Raw genomic sequence first — 20,312 nt, 5'->3', positions numbered from 1 at the left:
GTGTGGGGATGGGCTCTTCCGCACCCGCACGTTCCTGAAAGGACATGATTGCCCCGCTCCAGCCGGGTCGCCTGATGGAGCGGCTCGGCTCGCCGCCGCCCGTTGGGGCCGGCCAGCGGGCGAACGAATCCAGAACCTGACAATAGGAGCGACCTAATGGACAGCCGCCCGCTCCTCATTCTCCGCGATCTTGTCTCGAGCTGGGCAACGCCTCTGACGCGACCAGAAACTCCACAGTAGCGTGGCTCGCAGTCGGCTCGAGGAGCACGCGCGCCCGAAGCGTGTTCCAGCGTAGGATGGCGGAGGAGGCGGGATTCGAACCCGCGATACGGTTTCCCGCATACACACTTTCCAGGCGTGCGCCTTCAACCACTCGGCCACCCCTCCGCGCTCGCCGCCGGCAAATCGCCGGGTGCGATGGCGGCGCACTATATGCGGGCGCGAGCAGAGCGCAAATCCTATCTACGTCCCCGGCCGCGCTTTTTGCGCTTTTTCTGGTCCGCGGCCTTCCCCCGTGGACAGAGGCCGCCACGCGTTCTATTCCTGTGGGGACTCGCAGCGCCGCCTCGAGACGATCCCATGCTCCGATTGCTCATCCGATTCGCCGGCCTTCTCCTGCTCGCCGGGGGATTCGCCGCCCTTATCGTCGACGGCACGCGCTCGCTGGCCGGCGGGGATCTGCGCATTGTCCCGCTCGGCGTCGCCACCATCGAGCTGTTCCCGCTGCAGACGAAGGCCTGGCAGGCCGCCGCCGAGCGGTCGCTGTGGGGCCCTCTTTTCGAGCTGCTTCTGCGCGCGCCGCTCAGCCTCACGCTCACCGGTCTCGGCGCGCTGCTCATCGCCGCGAGCCGCAAGCGCCGCCGACCGATCGATTTTCCGGCGCGCTGACGGCGCAGCCCTTCCGCCGGCGGCGGAGCGATCCCATATTGGCGCAAACGCAGCGGCAGCCGGAAAGGCGCGACCGATATGGACCATTTCGTCAATCATCATCCCTTGCATGGCCCCTTCCCGCAAGGGCTCGAACAAATCGTCCTCGGCATGGGCTGCTTCTGGGGCGCGGAACGGCGCTTCTGGCGGCTCGGCGAGGGCGTCTTCGTCACCGCCGTCGGCTATGCGGGCGGGGCGACCGAAAATCCGAGCTACGAGCAGGTCTGCTCGGGCCGCACCGGCCATGCCGAGGTGGTGCTGGTGGCGTTCGATCCGGCGCTGATCTCCTGCGAGACGCTGCTGCGAACCTTCTGGGAGAGTCATGATCCGACTCAGGGCGACCGGCAGGGCAATGATATCGGCACGCAATATCGCTCGGTGATCTTCTGCTCGTCGGACGAGCAGCTGCGCCTCGCCGAAGCGTCGCGGCGAGCCTATGGCGCGGCGCTCGCCGCCAAGGGCCTCGGCCCGATCACGACGCAGATCGCGCCCGCCCCGCCTTTCTATTATGCGGAAGACTATCACCAGCAGTATCTCGCCAAGAACCCGGACGGCTATTGCGGGCTCGGCGGAACCGGCGTCGCCTGCCCGACAGGGCTGGGCGCGGAGCCGGCCTGACCGCGGGGGACGCGCTGATCGATCGAACGATCCCGTTCGATCGGAAGGCGCTCTATCGCGCCGTCAGCACCTGCCGGCACTCGGCCGGCAGGCCGGCCATGGTCATCGGCGGCCAGGTCTTGGTCGATTTCTTCGGGTGCAGCGCCTCCTCGGTGAACCACCAGGAGAGCGAGGCGTCACAGCCGTCGCCCGGCGGCACGCCGTCCTGATCCTTGCAGCTCTCGGCGCCGCGCGGGCAGAACAGCCGCACGTGGAAGTGGTAATCATGCCCGAACATCGGGCGGACCTTGGCGAGCCAGCGGCGGTCGCCGGTCGCCTGGCGGCAGAGCGCGCGCTTGATCGCGGCGTTGACGAAGATGCGCTGCACCTGCGGCGATTGCGCGGCCGTGCGCAGAACGGCCATATGCCCCTCGGTCCAGATTTCCGGGTCGACGTCGAGCCGATCCTCCCGCACGACATTGGTCGCCGACATCTCCTCGCGCTCGGCGCGAGAGAGCTCGCGGCCGGGCATGGGGGTCAACCAGATATCCGCGTCGAGGCCGATCTGATGCGAGGCGTGGCCTGTGAGCATAGGGCCGCCGCGCGGCTGTGAAATATCCCCGATCAGGAGGCCCGGCCAGCCGGCGGCCTGCGCCGCCGGCGGCGCCAGCCGCTCGAGGAAGGCGATCAAATCCGGATGGCCCCAATAGCGGCCGCGCGAGAGGCGCATGACCTGCCAGCTCGGGCCATTGGCCGGCAGCGCCTGCGCGCCGGCGAGGCAGCCGTGCGAGTAAAAGCCGATCGGCTCGGGTTCGAGCGCCGCCGGACCGGGCGCGCGGCCGAACAGCTCCTTGGCCGGGGTCTTGGGATCGCCGGGATGAGCGAGAGGCGGCAATGGCCTGGGGTCGAGCGTGCCCCGATCCTGAGCCTGCGCGGCGGCGCAGACGAGGAGCGAAAGCATCAAAATCGTCGGTCGCAGAGAAACCATGTGAGCGACTTTCGCGGGTTCGGCCTCCAGAGCCTCCGTGCGATCCGCATGCGCTCTCGCGCTCTCGAGGAGACGACTCGTGGCGGCCATGCGGCGCCGACGTCGGTTCAATCGCGGCAATCGGGCGAAATTCTGGCCGGAATCAGTCGCCTGACAGAAAAATGACAGTCGGCGCGCCGCGCCGGCGGCCTTTGCGGCCAAAATTTCGGCTTTGGCGTCAACCTTACCGTCGGATATAGATTGCCCTTACGTAGAGGCCACGGTTCTATGCCGCGCTAGCTGAGCGGCATGTGTCTCGAGTTCGTGGGAGTATAGTCATGCGTTTCTTGAAAGTTCTCGCGCTCGTCGCGTCCGCGCTGTTCGCGTCGATCGGCGCGGCTTCGGCCACCGTGCAAATTCATGTCGACCTCTCGACCCAGCGGATGCATGTCGAATCGTCCAAAGGGTCCTACAGCTGGCCGGTCTCCACGGCGCGCTCCGGCTATGTGACGCCGCGCGGCACTTATGCCCCCACCGGGCTGCAGAAAATGCATTATTCGCGCAAATATCACATGTCGCCGATGCCGCATTCGATCTTCTTCAACGGCGGCTACGCCATCCACGGCACTTATTCGACCGGCGCGCTCGGCCGTCCGGCCTCGCACGGCTGCGTGCGCCTCGCCCCCGGCAACGCCGCGGCGCTCTACAAGATGGTGCAGGAAGAGGGCGCGCAGATCTCGATCACCGGCTCCGCTCCGACCTCGCATCGCTACGCCGCGCATAGCGGCCAGAAGCGTCATGTCGCAGGCCTGCATCGGCCGCATCGCTCCAACGCCGTCGCCTATGCCGGCCATCGCTCGCGCGCCATGGCCTATGGGCCGTCCCAGCGCTATCGCGGCTCCGCCAGCGTGAAGTCGTGGCAGTCGGCGCCGATGAGCTATCCGTTCGGCTATTGATCCGCGCCGCGCGGCGTGTCCACGAGCTCGGCGAGCAGCCAATCTCTCAGAACGGCGACCGCCGGCTGGTCTTGCGCGCCGTGGGAATGGACGAGATGATATGAGGGGCCGTCGAGATGCGGGCCGAAGGGCTGCGCCAGCGCCTCGGACCGCAGCTCCCGAGCGACGAGCGGCAGTCGCGCCAGCGCGACGCCGCGACCGGCGACCGCGGCGCGAATGAGGGCGGCCTCGTCCTCGAAGCGCAGGCCGGACTCCGGGTCGAAACGGCCTTTGCCGCGCGCCTCGAGCCATTGACGCCAACTCGGCGTCGAGGGGCAGTGGAGCAGCGTCGCCGTCGCGAGATGGCGGGGACGGCGCACGCCGAGCGTGGGACTGCAGACAGGCGCGAAGCGTTGCGGCGGCAGCGGCGTCGCGGCGAAGCGGGATTGCGCCTCCAGAGGGCCGCAGCGGATCACGACATCGGTCGCGCCATCGCGCGGCTCGTCCGCATCGTCGCAGATCCTCAGCCGCAGGTCCCAGCCCGGACAGCGCGCGCGAAAGTCGTCTATGCGCGGCAGCAGCAGACGCTCGGCGAGCGCCGCAGGCGCGGCGAGGGCGGCGATTCGCCGGCGCTCGCGCGTGCGCTCGACCGCCTCGGCGATAGCGTCGAAGGCGCGCCGCAGATCGATGAAGAGGGCGCGCCCCTCCGGCGTGACCGCGATCCCGCGCGGCCGCCGCGTGAACAGGCTGACGCCCAGCTCCGCCTCCAGCTGCTTGATCTGATGGCTGACGGCGGTCGGCGTGACGCCGAGGTCGGCGGCGGCCAGCTTGAAGCTCTGCCGCCATGCGGCGGCCTCGAAGGCTTTCAATGCGACGAGCGAAGGGAGATGGCGCATGCCGACCCCATGGATGAATTTATTTCATCCTGTGACGCCGAGCTGTAGCTCGTCAACACGTTCTGCGCTCGAGAACGAATTAAATTCACCGAGTCTCGACGCGCGCTCCTCTCCCGCTTGCGAGAGAGGAGCGCGCCCGCGTCGGCCGGCGATCTGGGAGCGCTGCTCAGATGAGATCAGTTCATCCGTATCTCGGCCGTGTCACCCGGCGAGCTGCCTCAGCACGTAAGGCAGAATACCGCCGTTCTTGAAATATTCGAGCTCGTCGAGCGTGTCGATGCGCGCCAGCAGCGGCACATTCGCGGTCTTGCCGTCGGGATAGACGATCTCCGCCTGCAGCGTCTGCCGGGGCGTCAGCGTGTCGCCGGCGAGACCGCGGATCGTCACCGTCTCCGCGCCGGTGAGACCGAGCGACGCCCAGCTCGTCCCCGGCTCGAAGGTCAGCGGCAGAATGCCCATGCCGACGAGATTGGAGCGATGGATGCGCTCGAAGCTCTGCGCGATGACAGCGCGCACGCCGAGCAGCATGGTCCCCTTCGCCGCCCAGTCGCGCGACGAGCCATTGCCATATTCGGCGCCGGCGAAGACGACCAGCGGCGCGCCCTCGGCGGCGTATTTCGCCGCGGCGTCATAGATGGAGAGCGTCTCGCCGTCCGGGAAATGCTTCGTGTTCCCGCCCTCCGGCGCATTGCCGGCGTCGTCGCGCAGAATATGGTTCTTGATGCGGATATTGGCGAAAGTGCCGCGCATCATCACCTCGTGATTGCCGCGGCGCGTGCCATATTGGTTGAAGTCCGCCTGCGCGACCTGGCGCTCCATCAGCCAGCGCCCGGCCGGCGAGGCGGCCTTGATCGAGCCCGCCGGCGAGATATGGTCGGTGGTGATCTTGTCGCCGAAGAGCGCGAGAATATGCGCCCCGACGATGTCCGCGACGGGCTTCGGCTCCTTGGTCAGCCCCTCGAAATAGGGCGGATTGCGCACATAGGTCGAATCCGTCCATTTATAGGTTTCGCCCGAGGGCGCGTCGACCTTGCGCCAGTGCTTGTCGCCCTCGAACACGTCCTCGTAAGTGTCGCGGAACAGAGAGCGCGTCACATTCTTGCGGATGAATTTCTGGATTTCCGCATTGCTCGGCCAGATGTCGCGCAGGAATACCGGCTCGCCCTGCTTGTCGGTCCCGAGCGGCTCTTTGGTGAGGTCCTTGGTCACCGAGCCGGCGAGCGCGAAAGCGACGACGAGCGGCGGCGAGGCGAGATAATTGGCCTGCACATCCGGATTGACGCGCCCCTCGAAATTGCGATTGCCCGAGAGCACCGCCGCCGCGACGAGATCATGATCGTTGATCGATTTCGACACCGGCGCCGGCAGCGGGCCGGAATTGCCGATGCAGGTGGTGCAGCCGAAGCCGACGAGATTGAAGCCGAGCTTGTCGAGGTCCTTCTGCAGCCCGGCCTTATCGAGATATTCGGCGACGACGCGGCTTCCCGGCGCGAGCGAGGTCTTCACCCAGGGTTTTGCCTTCAGCCCGCGCTCATGGGCGTTGCGCGCGAGGAGTCCGGCGCCGATCAGCACGCTCGGATTGGACGTGTTGGTGCAGGAGGTGATGGCGGCGATCACCACATCGCCATGGCCGAGATCGTAATTCGTTCCCTCGACCGCAAAGCGCTGCGCGATATCGCCGGTCTTCTTATATTCGCTCGCGAGCGCGCTCGCGAAAGCCGTTCCCACATCCTCGAGCGCGACGCGGCCTTCGGGGCGCTTCGGCCCGGCGAGCGAGGGAACGACCGATGCGAGGTCGAGCGAGATCGTGTCGGTGAATTCGGGATCGGGCGTGTCGGCCTCGCGGAACAGCCCTTGCGCCTTGGCGTAGGCCTCGACGAGATCGATGCGCGAATTGGAGCGGCCGGACATTTTGAGATAGTCGAGCGTCTCCGCGTCGACCGGGAAGAAGCCGCAGGTCGCGCCATATTCCGGCGCCATATTGGCGATGGTGGCGCGATCGGCGAGCGAGAGATGCGCGAGGCCCTTGCCGAAGAACTCGACGAATTTGCCGACGACGCCCTTCTTGCGCAGCATTTGCGTGACGGTCAGCACGATGTCGGTGGCGGTCACGCCCTCTTTGGGTTCGCCCGTCAGCTCGAAGCCGACGACCTCCGGAATCAGCATCGACAGCGGCTGGCCGAGCATGGCCGCTTCCGCCTCGATGCCGCCGACGCCCCAGCCCAGCACGGCGAGGCCGTTCACCATTGTGGTGTGCGAATCGGTGCCGACCAGAGTGTCGGGATAAGCGTATTCGATCGTCTCCTTCTTGCCGTCGGCGTTGCGGGTCTTCTCCTTCTTCGTCCAGACCGTCTGGGCGAGAAATTCGAGATTGACCTGATGGCAAATGCCCGTGCCGGGCGGCACCACGCGGAAATTGTCGAAGGAGGATTGGCCCCATTTCAGAAAGCGATAGCGCTCGCCATTGCGCTCATATTCGAGCTCGACATTGGCGTCGAGCGCTTTTCTAGTGCCGAACTCGTCGACGATGACGGAGTGGTCGATGACGAGATCGACCGGCACGAGCGGATTGATCTTCTGCGGATCGCCGCCGAGCGCGACGAAAGCGTCGCGCATCGCCGCGAGATCGACGACGGCCGGCACGCCGGTGAAATCCTGCATCAGCACGCGCGCGGGGCGGAAGGCGATCTCGCGCTCGGCCTTGCCCTTCTCGGTCAGCCATTTGGAGAAACCTTCGATATGTTCTTTCGTGACCGAGCGGCCGTCCTCGTTGCGCAGCAGATTCTCGAGCAGCACGCGCAGCGAATAGGGGAGACGCGCGACGCCGGTGAGGCCGTTGGCCTCCGCGGCCTTCAGCGAGAAATAATGATAAGCGTCGTCTCCGACCTTTAGCGTGTCGAGGGCTTTGAAACTGTCGAGCGACGGCATTTCGCGCTTCCTTCGATTGGAGTCGATGACGGGCGACCGCGGGGCGTCATTGCGAGCGAAGCGAAGCAATCCAGAGCCGTGGGGCGCGGCTCTGGATTGCTTCGTCGCTTCGCTCCTCGCAATGACGGCGTGTCTTGCGCCGACCTTCTAGAGAATTTCGGGCCATTCGGCAAAATGAAAGGGGGCGCGTCGCCGCGCCCCCCACAAAAACACGGATCAGGCGACGCTCAGCCCGCCTTCATCGCCTCGGGCTTCGTCTTGGCGCGCTTCACCATCAGCCGGTTCAGCGCCGCCACATAGGCGCGGGCCGAGGCGACCAGAGTATCCGGATCGGCGCCGCGGCCGGTGACCGATTTGCCGTCTTCCGAAAGACGCACGGAGACTTCCGCTTGGGCATCGGTGCCTTCGGTGACGGCATGCACCTGGAACAATTCGAGCTTGGCGTCATGCGGCGCCAGCGCCTTGATGGCGTTGAAGATGGCGTCGACCGGGCCGTTGCCGGTCGCCTGATGCGTCTTCTTCTCGCCGTCTATGTCGAGCGTCAGCGCCGCGCTCTGCGGGCCATTGGTGCCGGCGATGACGGTGAGCGCGGCGACCTTGATATGGTCGTTGGCGGTCACGATCTCGTCGTCGACCAGAGCGACGATGTCCTCGTCATAGACCAGCTTCTTGCGGTCGGCCAAATCCTTGAAGCGCTTGAACGCGTCCTCCAGCGCATTCTCGCCGAGCTCATAGCCCAGCTCCTTCAGCTTCTCCTTGAAGGCGTGACGGCCGGAGTGCTTGCCCATCACCAGCGACGTCTTGGTGACGCCGACGCTCTCCGGCGTCATGATTTCATACGTATGCGCATTTTTCAGCATGCCGTCCTGATGGATGCCGCTCTCATGCGCGAAGGCGTTCCGGCCGACGATCGCCTTATTGTATTGCACCGGGAAGGAGGTCACCGCCGAGACCAGCTTCGACGCGCGGGTCAGCATCTTGGCGTCGATGCCGGTGTGGAACGGCAGCGCGTCGGGACGCGTGCGCATCGCCATCACCACCTCTTCCAGCGCGGCGTTGCCGGCGCGCTCGCCGATGCCGTTGATCGTGCATTCGATCTGCCGCGCGCCGCCGCGCACGCCGGCCAGCGAGTTGGCGACGGCGAGGCCGAGATCGTCGTGGCAATGGACCGAGAAGATCGCTCTGTCCGAATTGGGCACGCGCTCGCGCACCATGCGGAACAGCGCCTCATATTCCTGCGGCGTCGAATAGCCGACAGTGTCCGGAATATTGATCGTCGTCGCGCCGGCGGCGATCGCCGTCTCGACGCAGCGGCAGAGGAAATCATGCTCGGTGCGGGTGCCGTCCTCGGCCGACCATTCGACGTCGGCGACATGATTGCGCGCGCGAGAGACGGATGACGCGATCATCTCCAGCACTTTTTCCGGCTCCATCTGGAGCTTGTATTTCATATGGACCGGCGAGGTGGAGATGAAGGTGTGGATGCGCGCGTTGCGGGCGGGGCGCAGCGCCTCGCCGCAGCGGTCGATGTCCTTGGCGCTGGCGCGGGCGAGACCGGCGATGGTGGCGTTCTTCGCGCGCTTGGCGATCTCGAACACAGAGTCGAAATCGCCCTGGCTGGCGATCGGGAAGCCGGCCTCGATAATGTCGACGCCCAGAGCGTCCAGAACATCGGCGACCTCGAGCTTCTCCTCGAAGGTCATGGAGGCGCCGGGCGACTGCTCGCCGTCGCGCAGAGTGGTGTCGAAAATGACGACGCGATCGGCGTCGGTCGCGGGAGTGACGGATTGGGTCATGATCTCGGGTCCTGAACTGCTGCGTCCGGCGGCTAGGCCGGCTGTCGATTGGAAGTTCCCGTCTCGATCCCCTGAACGCCTGGGCGCATGGCCCTGCAGGCTCTCAGGGGCGACTAAGAAGCAGCAGGCCGGGAAGCAGACGCGCGATCTTGCGCGCCGAGGAGCGCGTCGCGTCGATCTCTCTGGTGGCGGGAATCGCCAAAGCTTCAGTCCTCGGTCATTCGGCCAGAGGCCGAGTCGACGGCCAAGATAGCCGCCTTGCGGCGGTCTTGCAAGAAAATGTCGCGCTGGTGGGTTGCGTCCCTAACGCAGCTTGAACGCCGAATGGCAGGCGGCGCAATTCTCGGTCACGGTCGCGAGGGCGGCGAGAGCGGGTCTCAAATCGCCGGTCTCGCGCGCCTTGGCCGCCACGGCGGCGAAGGCGCTCGCCGAGCTGTGCATGGCCATGCCCATCTCGCGCATTTCCGGCGGCATATGCGCGCCCATCATGGCCGCCATCGGATCATCGCCTTTCGCAGATGGATCGCAGGCCGCGGCTCCCGGCGCGCCGAGCCCGAGCCGCTTGTCGGCGATGTCGCCGGCCTTGCCCGGATCGCCGGCGCCGAGCGCGGCCAATATGGCCTGCAGCGCCTCGAGATGAGCGCGCATCTGCGACAGCATATGCTGGCGCATCGGCGGCGGAAAATCGAGCTCGCTGCGCATGTCCTTCTGCGTCATGTGCATATGGCCGTGCGCGGCTTTCTCCTGCGCGAGGGCGCCCGCGGCGGTGAGACAGGCCGAAAAAACGATGACGCGCGCGCATCCGAACATCGGCTTCATTCGAGGAACTCCTTTTCGATCATCGCTCGATCCTCTCTCGCATCGGCGCGGCGCGAGAACAAGACCGCGCGCCGATTGTCGCATCGACCCCAGTACAGAAAAAAAAGCGGAACTCCTGCAATGCGCCGCGCGCGGCGCTCGTCTATTCGTAGCGTCATGAAACGCGCCGCACACCCCGTCGCGCCGCGAGACTTCAGCTTTCCGGCGCCAGTCATCCTCGAGAGAAAGGACCCGTCCATGAATGTCGAAATCATCGAGCAGGCGGCGATCCGCGCTCACGCTCTGGCGCATGAGGGAGCTGTCGCCACCATTCCAGAGACATGGGCGCGGCTGTGGCGCTGGCACGAGCGGGCCGGCCTCGCCGGCAGTCCTCTCTGTCCGATCGGCGTAAGCTATGACGATCCGGAGGCCGAATGCGGCTTTCGTTATTATGCCGGCCTCTTCTTTCCCGCGGGCTTCGAAGGCGCCGGCGACCTGCGCATCCTCGACATTCCCGGCGGCCGCTACGCCTCCTATCGGCATGTCGGCCCCTATTCCGACATCGCCGGCGCCTTTCAAAACCTCTATGGCGAGTGGCTTCCGTCGAGCGGCCATGAGCCGGACGATCGGCCAGCGCTCGAGATCTATCGCAACACGCCTTGCGACACTCCGGCGGAAAGGCTTGTCACTGATCTCCTCGTTCCGGTGAGGGAGGGATAATTGTCGCCGCGCCCGCATTTCGGTCTATAGAGGCCCGGCATCGAACGCGACAGACGAGCAGAGACGTGACCGCCGCACCGACCTCCCTGACCGAATCTTTCACGCCGATCTCCGCCGGAGCCGGCGTCGTCGACGCCGGCTTTCTCGGCGACGCCCCGGTCTTCGCCCTGGCCGACGGGCGCGTGCTGATCTGCGGCGCCAGCGAGCCGCGCGCCGTCGCGGCGCATGAGGACGGCGCGATTCTGGTCGCGGCGACCGATGGCCGGCGCCTCATCACCGGCGGCGACGACGGTCGCGTGGTCGCCACCGACGCCGCGGGCGTGAGCGAGATCGTCGCCGACCAAAAAGGCCGCTGGATCGACGCTCTCGCCGCGCGCGCCGATGGGACCATCGCCTGGTCGGCGGGGCGCGAGCTGCGCGTCCGCTCGCCCAAGGGCGAGGTCAAGACGCTGGAGCTGCCCTCGACCTCGCGCGGGATCGCCTTCTTCCCCAAGGGCTATCGGCTCGCCATCGCGCATTATAATGGGGCGAGCCTATGGTTCCCCAACGCCGCCGCCGCGCCGGAGACGCTCGAATGGAAAGGCTCGCATCTCGACGCGGCGGTCTCGCCGGACGGCAAATTCGTGCTGACCTCGATGCAGGAGAACATGCTGCACGGCTGGCGCGTCGCCGACGGCAAGAATCTGCGCATGGCCGGCTATCCGGCGAAGACCCGCTCTTTGTCCTGGTCGGCGGACGGCAAATGGCTCGCCACTTCCGGAGCCGACGCCTGCATCGTCTGGCCGTTCCAGGGCAAGGACGGGCCGATGGGCCAGTCGCCGCGCGAATGCGGCGTGCGCTCGCAGATCAAAGTGTCGCGCGTCGCCTTTCATCCGACCGCCCTCGTCGTCGCCGTCGGCTATGAGGACGGCATGGTGCTGTTGTGCCGGCTGACCGACGGCGCCGAGCTGCTGGCGCGGCGGCAAGGCGAGGGGAGCGCGCAGCGCGTCTCGACGCTCGTCTGGGACGCGAAAGGCGCCCGCCTCGTCGTCGGCGACGAGGCGGGCGGCGCCGGCGTGCTGACGCTGCCGCGCGGCTGACAACTCACGGGAGGCCGGCATGGCGCCGCCAATTCCCAAGGTCCTCTCGATCGCCGGCTCCGATCCGAGCGGCGGCGCCGGCGTGCAGGCCGACATCAAGACCATTTCCGCGCTGCGCTGCTACGCCATGGCCGCGGTGACCTCGCTCACCGCGCAGAACACGCGCGGCGTCGGCCTCGTTCACGCCCTTGCTCCAGCCGTCGTCACGGCGCAGATCGACGCGATCTTCGCCGACATCGCCGTCGATGCGGTGAAGATCGGCATGGTGGCGGAGCCGGACATCGCCGCGGCGGTCGCCGATGCGCTGACCCGCGGCGGAGCGAGCGTCATCGTCCTCGATCCCGTGCTGGTCTCGACCCATGGCGACGCCCTCGGCGGCCCTGGCCTCGTCGCAGCGGCGCGGTCGCAGCTGCTGCCGCTGGCGAGGCTGGTCACGCCCAATCTCGGCGAGGCGGCGGCGCTGCTCGGCGGCGAGGCGGCGCGCGATCCGCGGCAGATGGCCGAGCAAGCGCGGGCGCTCGTCGGGCTCGGAGCGCAGGCGGCGCTCGTGAAGGGCGGGCATCTCGAGGGCGAACCGGTCGATATCCTCTTCGACGGCGCGCATATCCACGAATTCCACGGACGGCGCGTCGCGACGCGCAACACCCATGGCACCGGCTGCGCGCTCTCCGCCGCGATCGCCGCGCGCCTCGCTTATGGCGACGCACTCGCCGAAGCCGTGGCCGCGGCGAAGGCCTGGCTCGAGGACGCGTTGGCCGCGGCCGACGATCTCGCGCTCGGAGGCGGCGCCGGACCGCCGCATCATTTCTTCGCGGTCTGGCGATGAACCCGCCCGGCGCTCGCTCTTCGTATCGTCCCCCTTTTTGCCGACACGCCGGTCTCGCTCTATGTAGAGCTCGGGCGTCCGCCGATCGCCGCCGTCCGAAAAGAGGAGGCATTCTTGTTTCTCACCTTCTCCCCACCCTCGCCGCGCGCCCTCGGCGCCGTGGCCGCGTTCATCGCGCTCACGCTCGATCAGGCGCATAAATTTTTCATGCTGAATGTATTCGACATCGCCCAGCGGCAGCCGGTTCGACTCACGTCCTTTCTCGACGTCGTGCTCTCCTGGAACAAGGGCGTCTCTTATTCTCTGCTCGCCTCGCAGACGGCGGGGACGCGATTGCTGCTGATTCTGTTCCAGGCCTCGGTGGTCGGCTGCCTCGTCTTCTGGCTGTGGCGCGCGCCGCGGCGGCTGACGGCGGCGGCGCTCGGCTTCGTCGTGGGCGGCGCGCTCGGCAATGTCGCGGATCGGCTGCGATTCGGCGCCGTCGCCGATTTCTTCTTCTTTCACACGGCCTTGCCGGTCGGACCGCTGGCCAATTACGTGTTCAATGTGGCCGATGCGGCGATTTTCCTCGGCGTGGTTCTGCTGCTGCTCGAAGGGGTCTCAGCCGGTCCGACGGCGCGGCCGAGCGCGGCGGAAAGGTGACCATTGTCCGTCGCCGCCCGGACGCGCGAGCCCAAACTTGCGATTCTGTCGTCCAGACATTATGTAGGAAATGTTCCGTGGAGGGGCCGGCGCGTCCTGCGCCCGGGCCCCGAACGACAGCAGGTCGCGGAACCGCTCCGGTGAACGGGGCGGCGCAGACTGCGGCGCCAAAAGCTCGGGTCGCGCTTCTTGCGAGCGCAGATCGGGACAGACGGGCGCAGCCGAAGCGCCGCGAAACAGGTTTTTGTAACGAGCTCATGGCGACGTCCATGACATGCCGCGCATCGACCCCTCGCTTCGCGCTCCGCGCGCGAGCGGAGGACGCGTCGGCGCGCGCCGCCTTCCATGGACGTCTCACCGACGGCTCCAGATCCGGCTCGCCGGATTTGCTCCTCGTTTTGTCCGCCGGCCGCAGGGCCGGCTCGCGTTCCCGAAGTTTCGCGATTCACTCCTCTCCCTCGAAAACACGCGTCGGATCGCCGACGCTTCGCCGGATTCCGGTCGCATCGTCCCCACCCGGACCTTCGTTCCGACCGCCGGCGTCGCCTCGCGTCACGCGGCAAAGAGTTTCTCATGGCCAACAAAATGCTCATCGACGCATCCCACCCGGAAGAGACCCGGGTGGTGGTGCTGCGCGGTAACCGCGTCCAGGAATTCGACTTCGAAGCCGCCGACAAGAAGCCGTTGCGCGGCAACATCTATCTCGCCAAGGTCACGCGCGTGGAGCCGTCGCTGCAGGCGGCCTTCGTCGACTACGGCGGCAATCGTCACGGCTTCCTCGCCTTCGCCGAGATCCATCCCGACTATTACCAAATCCCGGTCGCCGACCGCATCGCCCTCCTCGAGGAGGAGAGCCGCGCGCATCAGCAGGAGGACGAGGAGCCGCGCGCCCATGGCGGCCGCCGCCGCTCCCGGCGCCGCCATGACAGCGCCGAGAAGCGCGCCGCCTCGGGCGACAGCGTCACGTCCGAAAACGCTCCCGCGGACGAGGAAGCAGGAGAGGCGCCAGAATCGATCGAGGCGCTCGCGCCCATCGAATCCTCCGCGGCCGAGTCCGAGCCCGCGGACCAGGGCGACGCCCTCGCCGCTGCGACCGCGAGCGAGAAAGCGCCGTCGGAGACCGTGGCCGTCGAGCCGGCCGAAGCCCCGCATGGCGAGGCGGCCGAGCCGATCTCGGTCGATCCGGAAGGCTTCAGCGTCGTCGAGAGCGGCCATGTCGAGGAGCCGCCGGTCGATCTCGAGCGCGACCACGAGCTGAAGGCCCGCCGTCAGGACGAGCGCGACGAGGAGCACGAGCACGAGCGCGGGGAAGCTCGCCGCCGCGTGGGCGACGAGGAGCGCGAGGACGAAGAAGAGCACGAAGACGAAGAAGAGCATGTCGAGCATATCGGCGGCGACGCCATGGACGAGGCGCCCTACCGCGCCACACGTCCGCGCCGGCAGTACAAGATTCAAGAGGTCATCAAGCGCCGCCAGGTGCTGCTCGTGCAGGTCGTCAAGGAGGAGCGCGGCAACAAGGGCGCGGCGCTCACCACTTATCTCTCGCTCGCCGGCCGCTATTCGGTGCTGATGCCCAACACCGCCCGCGGCGGCGGCATCTCCCGCAAGATCACCGACGGAGCCGACCGCAAGCGCCTCAAGGAGATCGTGCAGGAGCTCGAGGTGCCGGAGGGCATGGGCGTCATCCTGCGCACCGCCGGCGCGACGCGCACCAAGGCCGAGGTCAAGCGCGACTTCGAATATCTGCTGCGCATGTGGGAGAGCGTGCGCGAGCTGACGCTGCGCTCCAGCGCCGCGACGCTCGTCTATGAGGAAGGCTCGCTGATCAAGCGCGCCATTCGCGACCTCTATGGCCGCGACGTCGAGGAGGTGATCGTCTCGGGGGAGGAGTCCTATCGCGAGGCCAAGGACTTCATGCGCATGCTCATTCCGAGCCATGCGAAGAATGTCCGGCTCTATCGCGAGCCGACGCCGATCTTCGCCTCGGCCGGCGCCGAGTCGCAGCTCGATGCGCTGTTCTCCAATCAGGTGACGCTGAAGTCGGGCGGCTATCTCGTCATCAATCAGACCGAGGCGCTGGTCGCCATCGATGTGAACTCGGGCCGCTCCACGCGCGAGCACAATATCGAGGACACGGCGCTGCGCACCAATCTGGAGGCGGCCGACGAGGTCGCCCGCCAGCTGCGCCTGCGCGATCTCGCCGGCCTCATCGTCGTCGATTTCATCGACATGGAGGAGGGCCGCAACAATCGCGCCGTCGAGCGCCGGCTGAAGGACGCGCTGAAGAACGACCGCGCCCGCATCCAGGTCGGCCGCATCTCGCATTTCGGCCTGCTTGAAATGTCGCGCCAGCGCATCCGCGCCGGCGTTCTCGAAGGCTCGACGGTGCCGTGTCCGCATTGCGCCGGCGCCGGCACGGTGCGCTCCACCGCCTCGATCGCGCTGCATGTGCTGCGCGTGCTCGAGGACGCACTCATCAAGAGCGCGGCGCATGACATCATCCTGCGCACCCGCACGGTGGTGGCGCTCTACATCCTCAATCAGAAGCGCACGCATCTGCAGGGGCTGGAGCGGCGCTTCGGCGTCGCCATCACGGTCTCGGCGGACGACAGCCTGACCGGCACATCCTATCACGCGCTGGAGCGCGGCGAGCCGGCGAGCGGCGTGCGCGAGCTGCCGGCGGCGCAGCAGCCGCTGCGCGCCGGCGCGCCGCCGGTCGATCTCGAGGACGAGATCGAGGAGATCGACGAGGTGGAGACGACCGAGCTCGAGGCGCGCGAGCGCGAGGAGCGTCCGGTCGCCGCCCAGCGACCGCCGCAGCTCGGCGACGACGACGCCGACAGCCAGCAGCGCTCGCGCCGCCGCCGTCGCCGCCGGGGTCGCGGCAATGGGCTCGGAGGCGGCGACGGCGTGGCCGCCCAGCCGGGCGCCGAGCAGCCTTCCGACGAAGGGCTGGCGATGGTCGCCGAGATCGACGGCGTTCCGACGCAGACGGGCGAAGGCTCGCGGCCGAACGAGCGGGGCAGCCGCGGCGGCCGTCGCCGCGCCGGTCGTTGGACGCGCTCCACGCCGCTGGGGCAGGAATATCGCGACCAGGGCCTGCCGCTCGAGGGCGAAGCCGCCGACGCCGCAAATGGAGCGGATGCGGAGGCCATAGCGCTCGCTCCAGTCGAGCCGACGCCCGAGCCGACGCCCGAGGCTCCGGCGCCTGTGAGCGCCGCGGAGCCGGCCGCTCCGCCGGCGGCCGACACGCCGATCGAGGCGCCGAGGCGAGAAGTTTCGACGCAAGAGGCTTCGAGTGACGAGGCGCCGGCCCGTGAGGCCCCGAGCGCCGAAGCGCCGCCGGCCGCCGCGGCCGAGACGCGAGCGCCAGAGCCTGCGCCGGAGCCGATCCATGAGGCCGCCGCGCCGCCGCCCCCGCGCGAGCCGACCGAAACCGTCATCACCCAGGCCGATCCTGACCGGCCGAAGAAGGGCGGCTGGTGGCAGCGCGCCAAGGCCTCGCTGGGCGGCGATCAATAATCCGAAGGGCGCGGCGGGCGAACCGCCGCGCCTTCTCACCAGACGCCGGTGTTGGCCATGGAGGCCCAGGGCTCGGCCGGCGCCAGGCGCTCGCCGGCTTGGAGCAGCTCGACCGAAATGCCGTCCGGCGTGCGCACAAAGGCCATGTTGCCGTCGCGCGGCGGGCGGTTGATCGTCACCCCGGCCGCCATCAGCCGCGCGCATGTGGCGTAGATATCCTCGACCTCATAGGCGAGATGGCCGAAATTGCGGCCGCCCTCGTATCTCTCCGGCTCGACGCCCTCCGTCGGCCAATTATAGGTGAGCTCGACCTCCGAACCCGGCCGGCCGCCGCTCTCCCTCGCATCCTCCGGCGCCGCCAGAAAGATCAGCGTGAAGCGCCCGGCCGGATTCTCCATCCGCCGCGTCTCCTTCAGGCCCAGCAGCTCGAAGAAGCGAATCGTCGCCTCGGGATCGCCGACGCGGATCATCGTGTGCAGATATCTCGTCATTTCATCGCCCCTTGCTCGGCGTCTCGAGACCAGTCGCCGTCCGATCCGCATTATAGGACGCGGAGCCGCGGCGCGGCTCAGACATTTCGCAGCAGAGCGTCGAGATCGAAGCTTGAGCGCCGGCCGAGATCACCGGCGCTCGATTCGAGGAACTGCTCCGCCCGGCGCCGTCCTTCCTCACGGAGCATGGAGAGAAACTCCCATTCGGCGATTAACTTCGATGAGGCGCCGAGCTGCGCCGCCATGTCGGCGGCGATGGCGTGGATGCGCATCGCCGCCCAGCGCGCGCCCTCGCAATGGCCGGGATCGGCGACCTCGCGCAGCAGCGCGATCATGCGCAATTCTTTCAGCAGCGGCGAGTTGAAGGCGATCTCGTTGAGGCGGTTGGAGATGTCGATCGCCGAGCGCGGCGCGCCGCGGCGCTCGACCGGATTGATCTGAATGAGGATCGTATCCTGCGACGCGCATTCGCGCACCAGCGGCGTTATGGTCGGATTGCCGGAATAGCCGCCGTCCCAATAGGCTTCGCCGTCGATCTCCACCGCCCGGAACAGGGTCGGCAGACAGGCCGAGGCGAGCAGCGCCTCCGCCGTGAGATCGGCGTTGCGGAACACGCGCGCCTGCCCGGTCGCGACATTGGTCGCGGTGACGAAGAGCTTGATCGGCGCGCGAGCGAGACGCTCGAAATCGATGGTCTCGCGCAAGATGTCGCGCAGCGGATTGGAGCCGATAGGGTCGAGGTCATAGGGCGAGAGGAAGCGTGAGGCGACGTCCATCGCCAGAAAGGCCGGGGAATTATCGAGCGTCCAGCGTCCGAGCAGCACGTCGAGCGGGCTGCGCTGCAACGGGCTGAAACGCGCGGCCTCGGCGACGCGGCGCCAGAAGCGCTCCATCGCGGCGCAGGCGCCCTCGACGCCGCCCGCGCACAAGCCGTCGATCAGCACAGCGGCGTTCATTGCTCCGGCCGACGTGCCGGAGACGCCGTCGATGCGCAGCCATGGCTCCTCGATGAGACGCTCGAGCACGCCCCAGGTGAAAGCCCCATGCGCGCCGCCGCCCTGCAGCGCGAGATCGATGAGAAGCGTGTCGCGAGCCATTGACCCCAGCCGATCCCGTCCCGTCATGCGGAGAGATAGAGCGGCGCCTCGAAAGAGCGACGGCGATCCGCGCGTTCGGGTCTCGAGAAGCGAATCTGCGACGCGCGTGCGGTTGCAGGATCGGCCGCGCTCGTCTAGCATGACGCGCGCCTCGTCCCTCGACGGACGATGGCGAAATCGGAAAGGGGGAGAGACATGGGCGAGCATCACAAGGTCGCGTCCAGCGCGGAATTCGCCGAGCACGAGGCCACCTACAAGGGCTTTTTGACGCTGCTGAAGGTTTCGACCGCCGCTTGTGTCGTCACGCTGCTGCTCCTCTTCTTCTTCGTGGCCCACTGAGCTCACGAAATTTTCTTCAGACAGCCTCGAGACAAACGCCGACCCGCGAGGCGCTTCGCCCGATAAAAGGGTGTGCGAGCGCCTGCGAACAAGGAGTTCGTCATGCGCATTGCTGTTCCCGCCGAGTCCGACAAGAATGAGACGCGCGTCGCTGCGACGCCAGAGACCGTAAAAAAATTCAAAGCCCTCGGCGCCGAGGTGATCGTCCAGTCCGGAGCCGGAACGGCCTCCGGTTTCGCCGACGCCGATTACGTCGCCGCCGGCGCGAGCATCGCCGAGAGCGCCGCCGGCGCCGTCGACAATGCGGAAATCGTGCTGCGCGTGCGCCGGCCCTCCGCGGCCGAGGTGGCGGGCGCCGCGAGAGGCGCCGCCGTCGTCGCCATCGTAGACCCCTTCGGACATGAGAAGGAGCTCCAGCAGCTCGCGGCGTCGGGGGTCGCCGCCTTCGCCATGGAGCTCATGCCGCGCATCACGCGCGCGCAGGCGATGGACGTTCTGTCCTCCCAGGCCAATATCGCGGGCTATCGCGCGGTCATAGACGCGGCGGCCGAATATGGCCGGGCCATTCCGATGATGATGACGGCGGCGGGAACCGTTCCCGCCGCCAAATTTTTTGTGATGGGCGTCGGCGTCGCCGGATTGCAGGCGATCGCCACCGCGAGGCGGCTCGGCGCCATCGTCTCGGCGACCGATGTGCGGCCGGCGACCAAGGAGCAGGTCGAATCGCTCGGCGCGAAATTCATCGCCGTCGAGAACGACGAGTTCCGCCAGGCCGAGACCGGCGGCGGCTACGCCAAGGAGATGTCGCCCGAATACCAGGCCGCGCAGGCGGAACTGGTCTCGGCGCATATCGCCAAGCAGGATATCGTCGTCACCACCGCGCTCATTCCCGGCCGGCCGGCGCCGAAGCTGATCTCGGCGGCGATGGCGCGCTCGATGCGGGCCGGCTCGGTGATCGTCGATCTCGCGGCCGAGCGCGGCGGCAATTGCGAATTGACCAAGCCCGGCGAAATTGTGATCGACTCCGGGGTGAAAATCGTCGGCGCCGTCAATCTCGCGGGCCGCCTGCCCGCGACGGCCTCCAGCCTCTACGCCAAGAACCTGCTCGCCTTCGTCGAGACCTTGATCTCCAAGGAGACCAAGACGCTGGCGATCGACTGGCAGGACGAGCTGGTGAAGGCGACCGCGCTCACCCGCGACGGCGCCGTGATCGACCCGCGCTTCGCGCCCAAGGCGTGAGCGGCAGGAGCGCCGCGAGACGCGGCGTTCTCTGGTTCAGCGAGAGAAAGGGCGTTTTGACATGGCAAGCGACACGACCCAGCAATTGCTCGATTCGGCTCGTCAAGCGGCGGAGGCGACGCGCCATCTGGCCGAGCAGGCGCAGACCTATTCCGATCAGCTCGCGCAAGTGGCCGCGGCGGCTTCCTCGCACGGGCTCGCCGGCGCCGTCGACCCGGTGGTGTTTCGGCTGGCGATCTTCGCCCTCGCGGTGTTCGTCGGCTATTATGTGGTGTGGTCGGTGACGCCGGCGCTGCACACGCCGCTGATGTCGGTGACCAACGCCATTTCCTCGGTGATCGTCGTCGGCGCGCTGCTCTCGGTCGGCGTCGATGCGGCGGCCGACGCCGGCGGCGGCTCCTCGGTCGCGCGCTGGCTCGGCTTTATCGCGCTCGCCCTCGTCAGCGTGAACATATTCGGCGGCTTCCTCGTCACCGAGCGAATGCTGTCGATGTACAAGAAGAAGGGGTGATC

The 20,312-nt window shown here is 67.5% G+C and carries 18 protein-coding genes and 1 tRNA gene; 11 read left to right on the top strand and 8 right to left on the bottom strand.

Annotation, left to right across the window (positions count from 1 at the left end):
* Window positions 1-297: 297 nt before the first annotated feature.
* Window positions 298-387: transfer RNA gene (locus CQW49_RS13200), tRNA-Ser, on the bottom strand.
* A 192-nt stretch (window positions 388-579) separates the two neighbouring features.
* Here CQW49_RS13200 and CQW49_RS13195 point away from each other — a divergent pair.
* Together CQW49_RS13195 and msrA are read left to right on the top strand one after the other, a co-directional pair.
* Window positions 580-888, top strand: a complete 309-nt coding sequence (locus CQW49_RS13195) for a hypothetical protein (RefSeq protein WP_003609078.1) — start codon at window positions 580-582, stop codon at window positions 886-888.
* 30 nt (window positions 889-918) lie between these two features.
* Window positions 919-1,545 carry a peptide-methionine (S)-S-oxide reductase MsrA gene (msrA, locus tag CQW49_RS13190; RefSeq protein WP_051418712.1) on the top strand — a complete coding sequence of 209 codons (627 nt, stop codon included), beginning with the start codon at window positions 919-921 and terminating at the stop codon, window positions 1,543-1,545.
* Between the two features lie 52 nt (window positions 1,546-1,597).
* Here the strand turns inward: msrA and mepA are convergent, their stop codons facing one another.
* Complete coding sequence (gene mepA / locus CQW49_RS13185; RefSeq protein WP_244441308.1) at window positions 1,598-2,485, bottom strand: penicillin-insensitive murein endopeptidase; 888 nt, start codon at window positions 2,483-2,485, stop codon at window positions 1,598-1,600.
* Between the two features lie 344 nt (window positions 2,486-2,829).
* Here mepA and CQW49_RS13180 point away from each other — a divergent pair, with 344 nt between their 5' ends.
* The gene (locus CQW49_RS13180; RefSeq protein ID WP_003609083.1) at window positions 2,830-3,447 is read left to right on the top strand and encodes a L,D-transpeptidase; all 618 of its coding nucleotides are present in this window, start codon (window positions 2,830-2,832) and stop codon (window positions 3,445-3,447) included.
* Here CQW49_RS13180 and CQW49_RS13175 read toward each other — a convergent pair.
* The 4 genes from CQW49_RS13175 to CQW49_RS13160 all read right to left on the bottom strand — a co-directional run bounded on the left by CQW49_RS13175 (window position 3,441) and on the right by CQW49_RS13160 (window position 9,865).
* The gene (locus tag CQW49_RS13175; RefSeq protein ID WP_003609085.1) at window positions 3,441-4,322 is read right to left on the bottom strand and encodes a LysR substrate-binding domain-containing protein; all 882 of its coding nucleotides are present in this window, start codon (window positions 4,320-4,322) and stop codon (window positions 3,441-3,443) included. The two genes, CQW49_RS13180 and CQW49_RS13175, sit on opposite strands and share 7 nt — an antisense overlap.
* A gap of 201 nt (window positions 4,323-4,523) precedes the next feature.
* Entirely contained in the window at window positions 4,524-7,250 is a 2,727-nt protein-coding gene (acnA, locus tag CQW49_RS13170) for an aconitate hydratase AcnA (protein WP_003609088.1), read from the bottom strand.
* Window positions 7,251-7,477: 227 nt separating this feature from the next.
* A complete protein-coding gene (locus CQW49_RS13165; protein ID WP_003609089.1) occupies window positions 7,478-9,046 on the bottom strand; it encodes a 2-isopropylmalate synthase in 1,569 nt (522 codons plus the stop codon).
* Between the two features lie 303 nt (window positions 9,047-9,349).
* Window positions 9,350-9,865 (bottom strand): hypothetical protein, encoded by a 516-nt coding sequence (locus CQW49_RS13160; protein WP_003609091.1) that lies wholly within the window; start codon window positions 9,863-9,865, stop codon window positions 9,350-9,352.
* Between the two features lie 237 nt (window positions 9,866-10,102).
* Here CQW49_RS13160 and CQW49_RS24610 point away from each other — a divergent pair, with 237 nt between their 5' ends.
* From CQW49_RS24610 to CQW49_RS13135, 5 genes are all read left to right on the top strand, one after another.
* Window positions 10,103-10,564 carry an AraC family transcriptional regulator gene (locus CQW49_RS24610; RefSeq protein ID WP_003609093.1) on the top strand — a complete coding sequence of 154 codons (462 nt, stop codon included), beginning with the start codon at window positions 10,103-10,105 and terminating at the stop codon, window positions 10,562-10,564.
* Window positions 10,565-10,629: 65 nt separating this feature from the next.
* The gene (locus CQW49_RS13150; RefSeq protein WP_003609095.1) at window positions 10,630-11,643 is read left to right on the top strand and encodes a WD40 repeat domain-containing protein; all 1,014 of its coding nucleotides are present in this window, start codon (window positions 10,630-10,632) and stop codon (window positions 11,641-11,643) included.
* A 19-nt stretch (window positions 11,644-11,662) separates the two neighbouring features.
* On the top strand, window positions 11,663-12,469 hold the full coding sequence (thiD, locus tag CQW49_RS13145; protein WP_003609097.1) for a bifunctional hydroxymethylpyrimidine kinase/phosphomethylpyrimidine kinase: 807 nt from the start codon (window positions 11,663-11,665) through the stop codon (window positions 12,467-12,469).
* 114 nt (window positions 12,470-12,583) lie between these two features.
* On the top strand, window positions 12,584-13,111 hold the full coding sequence (gene lspA, locus CQW49_RS13140; RefSeq protein ID WP_003609099.1) for a signal peptidase II: 528 nt from the start codon (window positions 12,584-12,586) through the stop codon (window positions 13,109-13,111).
* Window positions 13,112-13,684: 573 nt separating this feature from the next.
* The gene (locus CQW49_RS13135) at window positions 13,685-16,633 is read left to right on the top strand and encodes an Rne/Rng family ribonuclease (RefSeq protein ID WP_003609100.1); all 2,949 of its coding nucleotides are present in this window, start codon (window positions 13,685-13,687) and stop codon (window positions 16,631-16,633) included.
* A 35-nt stretch (window positions 16,634-16,668) separates the two neighbouring features.
* Here CQW49_RS13135 and CQW49_RS13130 read toward each other — a convergent pair whose 3' ends face one another.
* Window positions 16,669-17,124: a VOC family protein gene (locus CQW49_RS13130; RefSeq protein WP_003609102.1), complete on the bottom strand. Its 456-nt coding sequence runs from the start codon at window positions 17,122-17,124 to the stop codon at window positions 16,669-16,671.
* 77 nt (window positions 17,125-17,201) lie between these two features.
* Window positions 17,202-18,221, bottom strand: coding sequence for a patatin-like phospholipase family protein (locus tag CQW49_RS13125; protein WP_024749716.1), 1,020 nt, complete (start codon window positions 18,219-18,221; stop codon window positions 17,202-17,204).
* Between the two features lie 195 nt (window positions 18,222-18,416).
* On the opposite strand from CQW49_RS13125, the gene CQW49_RS13120 reads away from it, so the two are divergent.
* The 3 genes from CQW49_RS13120 (at window position 18,417) to CQW49_RS13110 (ending at window position 20,310) form a co-directional block, all read left to right on the top strand.
* A complete protein-coding gene (locus CQW49_RS13120) occupies window positions 18,417-18,560 on the top strand; it encodes an aa3-type cytochrome c oxidase subunit IV (protein WP_003609106.1) in 144 nt (47 codons plus the stop codon).
* Window positions 18,561-18,662: 102 nt separating this feature from the next.
* Window positions 18,663-19,799 (top strand): Re/Si-specific NAD(P)(+) transhydrogenase subunit alpha, encoded by a 1,137-nt coding sequence (locus CQW49_RS13115; protein WP_003609108.1) that lies wholly within the window; start codon window positions 18,663-18,665, stop codon window positions 19,797-19,799.
* 61 nt (window positions 19,800-19,860) lie between these two features.
* A complete protein-coding gene (locus CQW49_RS13110; RefSeq protein WP_003609110.1) occupies window positions 19,861-20,310 on the top strand; it encodes an NAD(P) transhydrogenase subunit alpha part 2 in 450 nt (149 codons plus the stop codon).
* Window positions 20,311-20,312: the final 2 nt, after the last annotated feature.

The sequence above is a fragment of the Methylosinus trichosporium OB3b genome (assembly GCF_002752655.1).
Lineage (GTDB): Bacteria > Pseudomonadota > Alphaproteobacteria > Rhizobiales > Beijerinckiaceae > Methylosinus > Methylosinus trichosporium.
The sequence above is the reverse complement of the archived record's forward strand: the minus strand, read 5'-3'. Positions and strand labels throughout refer to the sequence as shown.

Bases quoted from the DNA above. Each gene is read 5' to 3' on its own strand.
- CQW49_RS24610 (WP_003609093.1), top strand. From the start codon at position 10,103: ATGAATGTCGAAATCATCGAGCAGGCGGCGATCCGCGCTCACGCTCTG.
- CQW49_RS13180 (WP_003609083.1), top strand. From the start codon at position 2,830: ATGCGTTTCTTGAAAGTTCTCGCGCTCGTCGCGTCCGCGCTGTTCGCG.
- CQW49_RS13195 (WP_003609078.1), top strand. From the start codon at position 580: ATGCTCCGATTGCTCATCCGATTCGCCGGCCTTCTCCTGCTCGCCGGG.
- CQW49_RS13120 (WP_003609106.1), top strand. From the start codon at position 18,417: ATGGGCGAGCATCACAAGGTCGCGTCCAGCGCGGAATTCGCCGAGCAC.
- CQW49_RS13135 (WP_003609100.1), top strand. From the start codon at position 13,685: ATGGCCAACAAAATGCTCATCGACGCATCCCACCCGGAAGAGACCCGG.
- mepA (WP_244441308.1), bottom strand. From the start codon at position 2,485: ATGCTTTCGCTCCTCGTCTGCGCCGCCGCGCAGGCTCAGGATCGGGGC.
- thiD (WP_003609097.1), top strand. From the start codon at position 11,663: ATGGCGCCGCCAATTCCCAAGGTCCTCTCGATCGCCGGCTCCGATCCG.
- CQW49_RS13175 (WP_003609085.1), bottom strand. From the start codon at position 4,322: ATGCGCCATCTCCCTTCGCTCGTCGCATTGAAAGCCTTCGAGGCCGCC.
- CQW49_RS13125 (WP_024749716.1), bottom strand. From the start codon at position 18,221: ATGGCTCGCGACACGCTTCTCATCGATCTCGCGCTGCAGGGCGGCGGC.
- CQW49_RS13115 (WP_003609108.1), top strand. From the start codon at position 18,663: ATGCGCATTGCTGTTCCCGCCGAGTCCGACAAGAATGAGACGCGCGTC.
- CQW49_RS13165 (WP_003609089.1), bottom strand. From the start codon at position 9,046: ATGACCCAATCCGTCACTCCCGCGACCGACGCCGATCGCGTCGTCATT.
- CQW49_RS13130 (WP_003609102.1), bottom strand. From the start codon at position 17,124: ATGACGAGATATCTGCACACGATGATCCGCGTCGGCGATCCCGAGGCG.
- acnA (WP_003609088.1), bottom strand. From the start codon at position 7,250: ATGCCGTCGCTCGACAGTTTCAAAGCCCTCGACACGCTAAAGGTCGGA.
- CQW49_RS13160 (WP_003609091.1), bottom strand. From the start codon at position 9,865: ATGAAGCCGATGTTCGGATGCGCGCGCGTCATCGTTTTTTCGGCCTGT.
- CQW49_RS13110 (WP_003609110.1), top strand. From the start codon at position 19,861: ATGGCAAGCGACACGACCCAGCAATTGCTCGATTCGGCTCGTCAAGCG.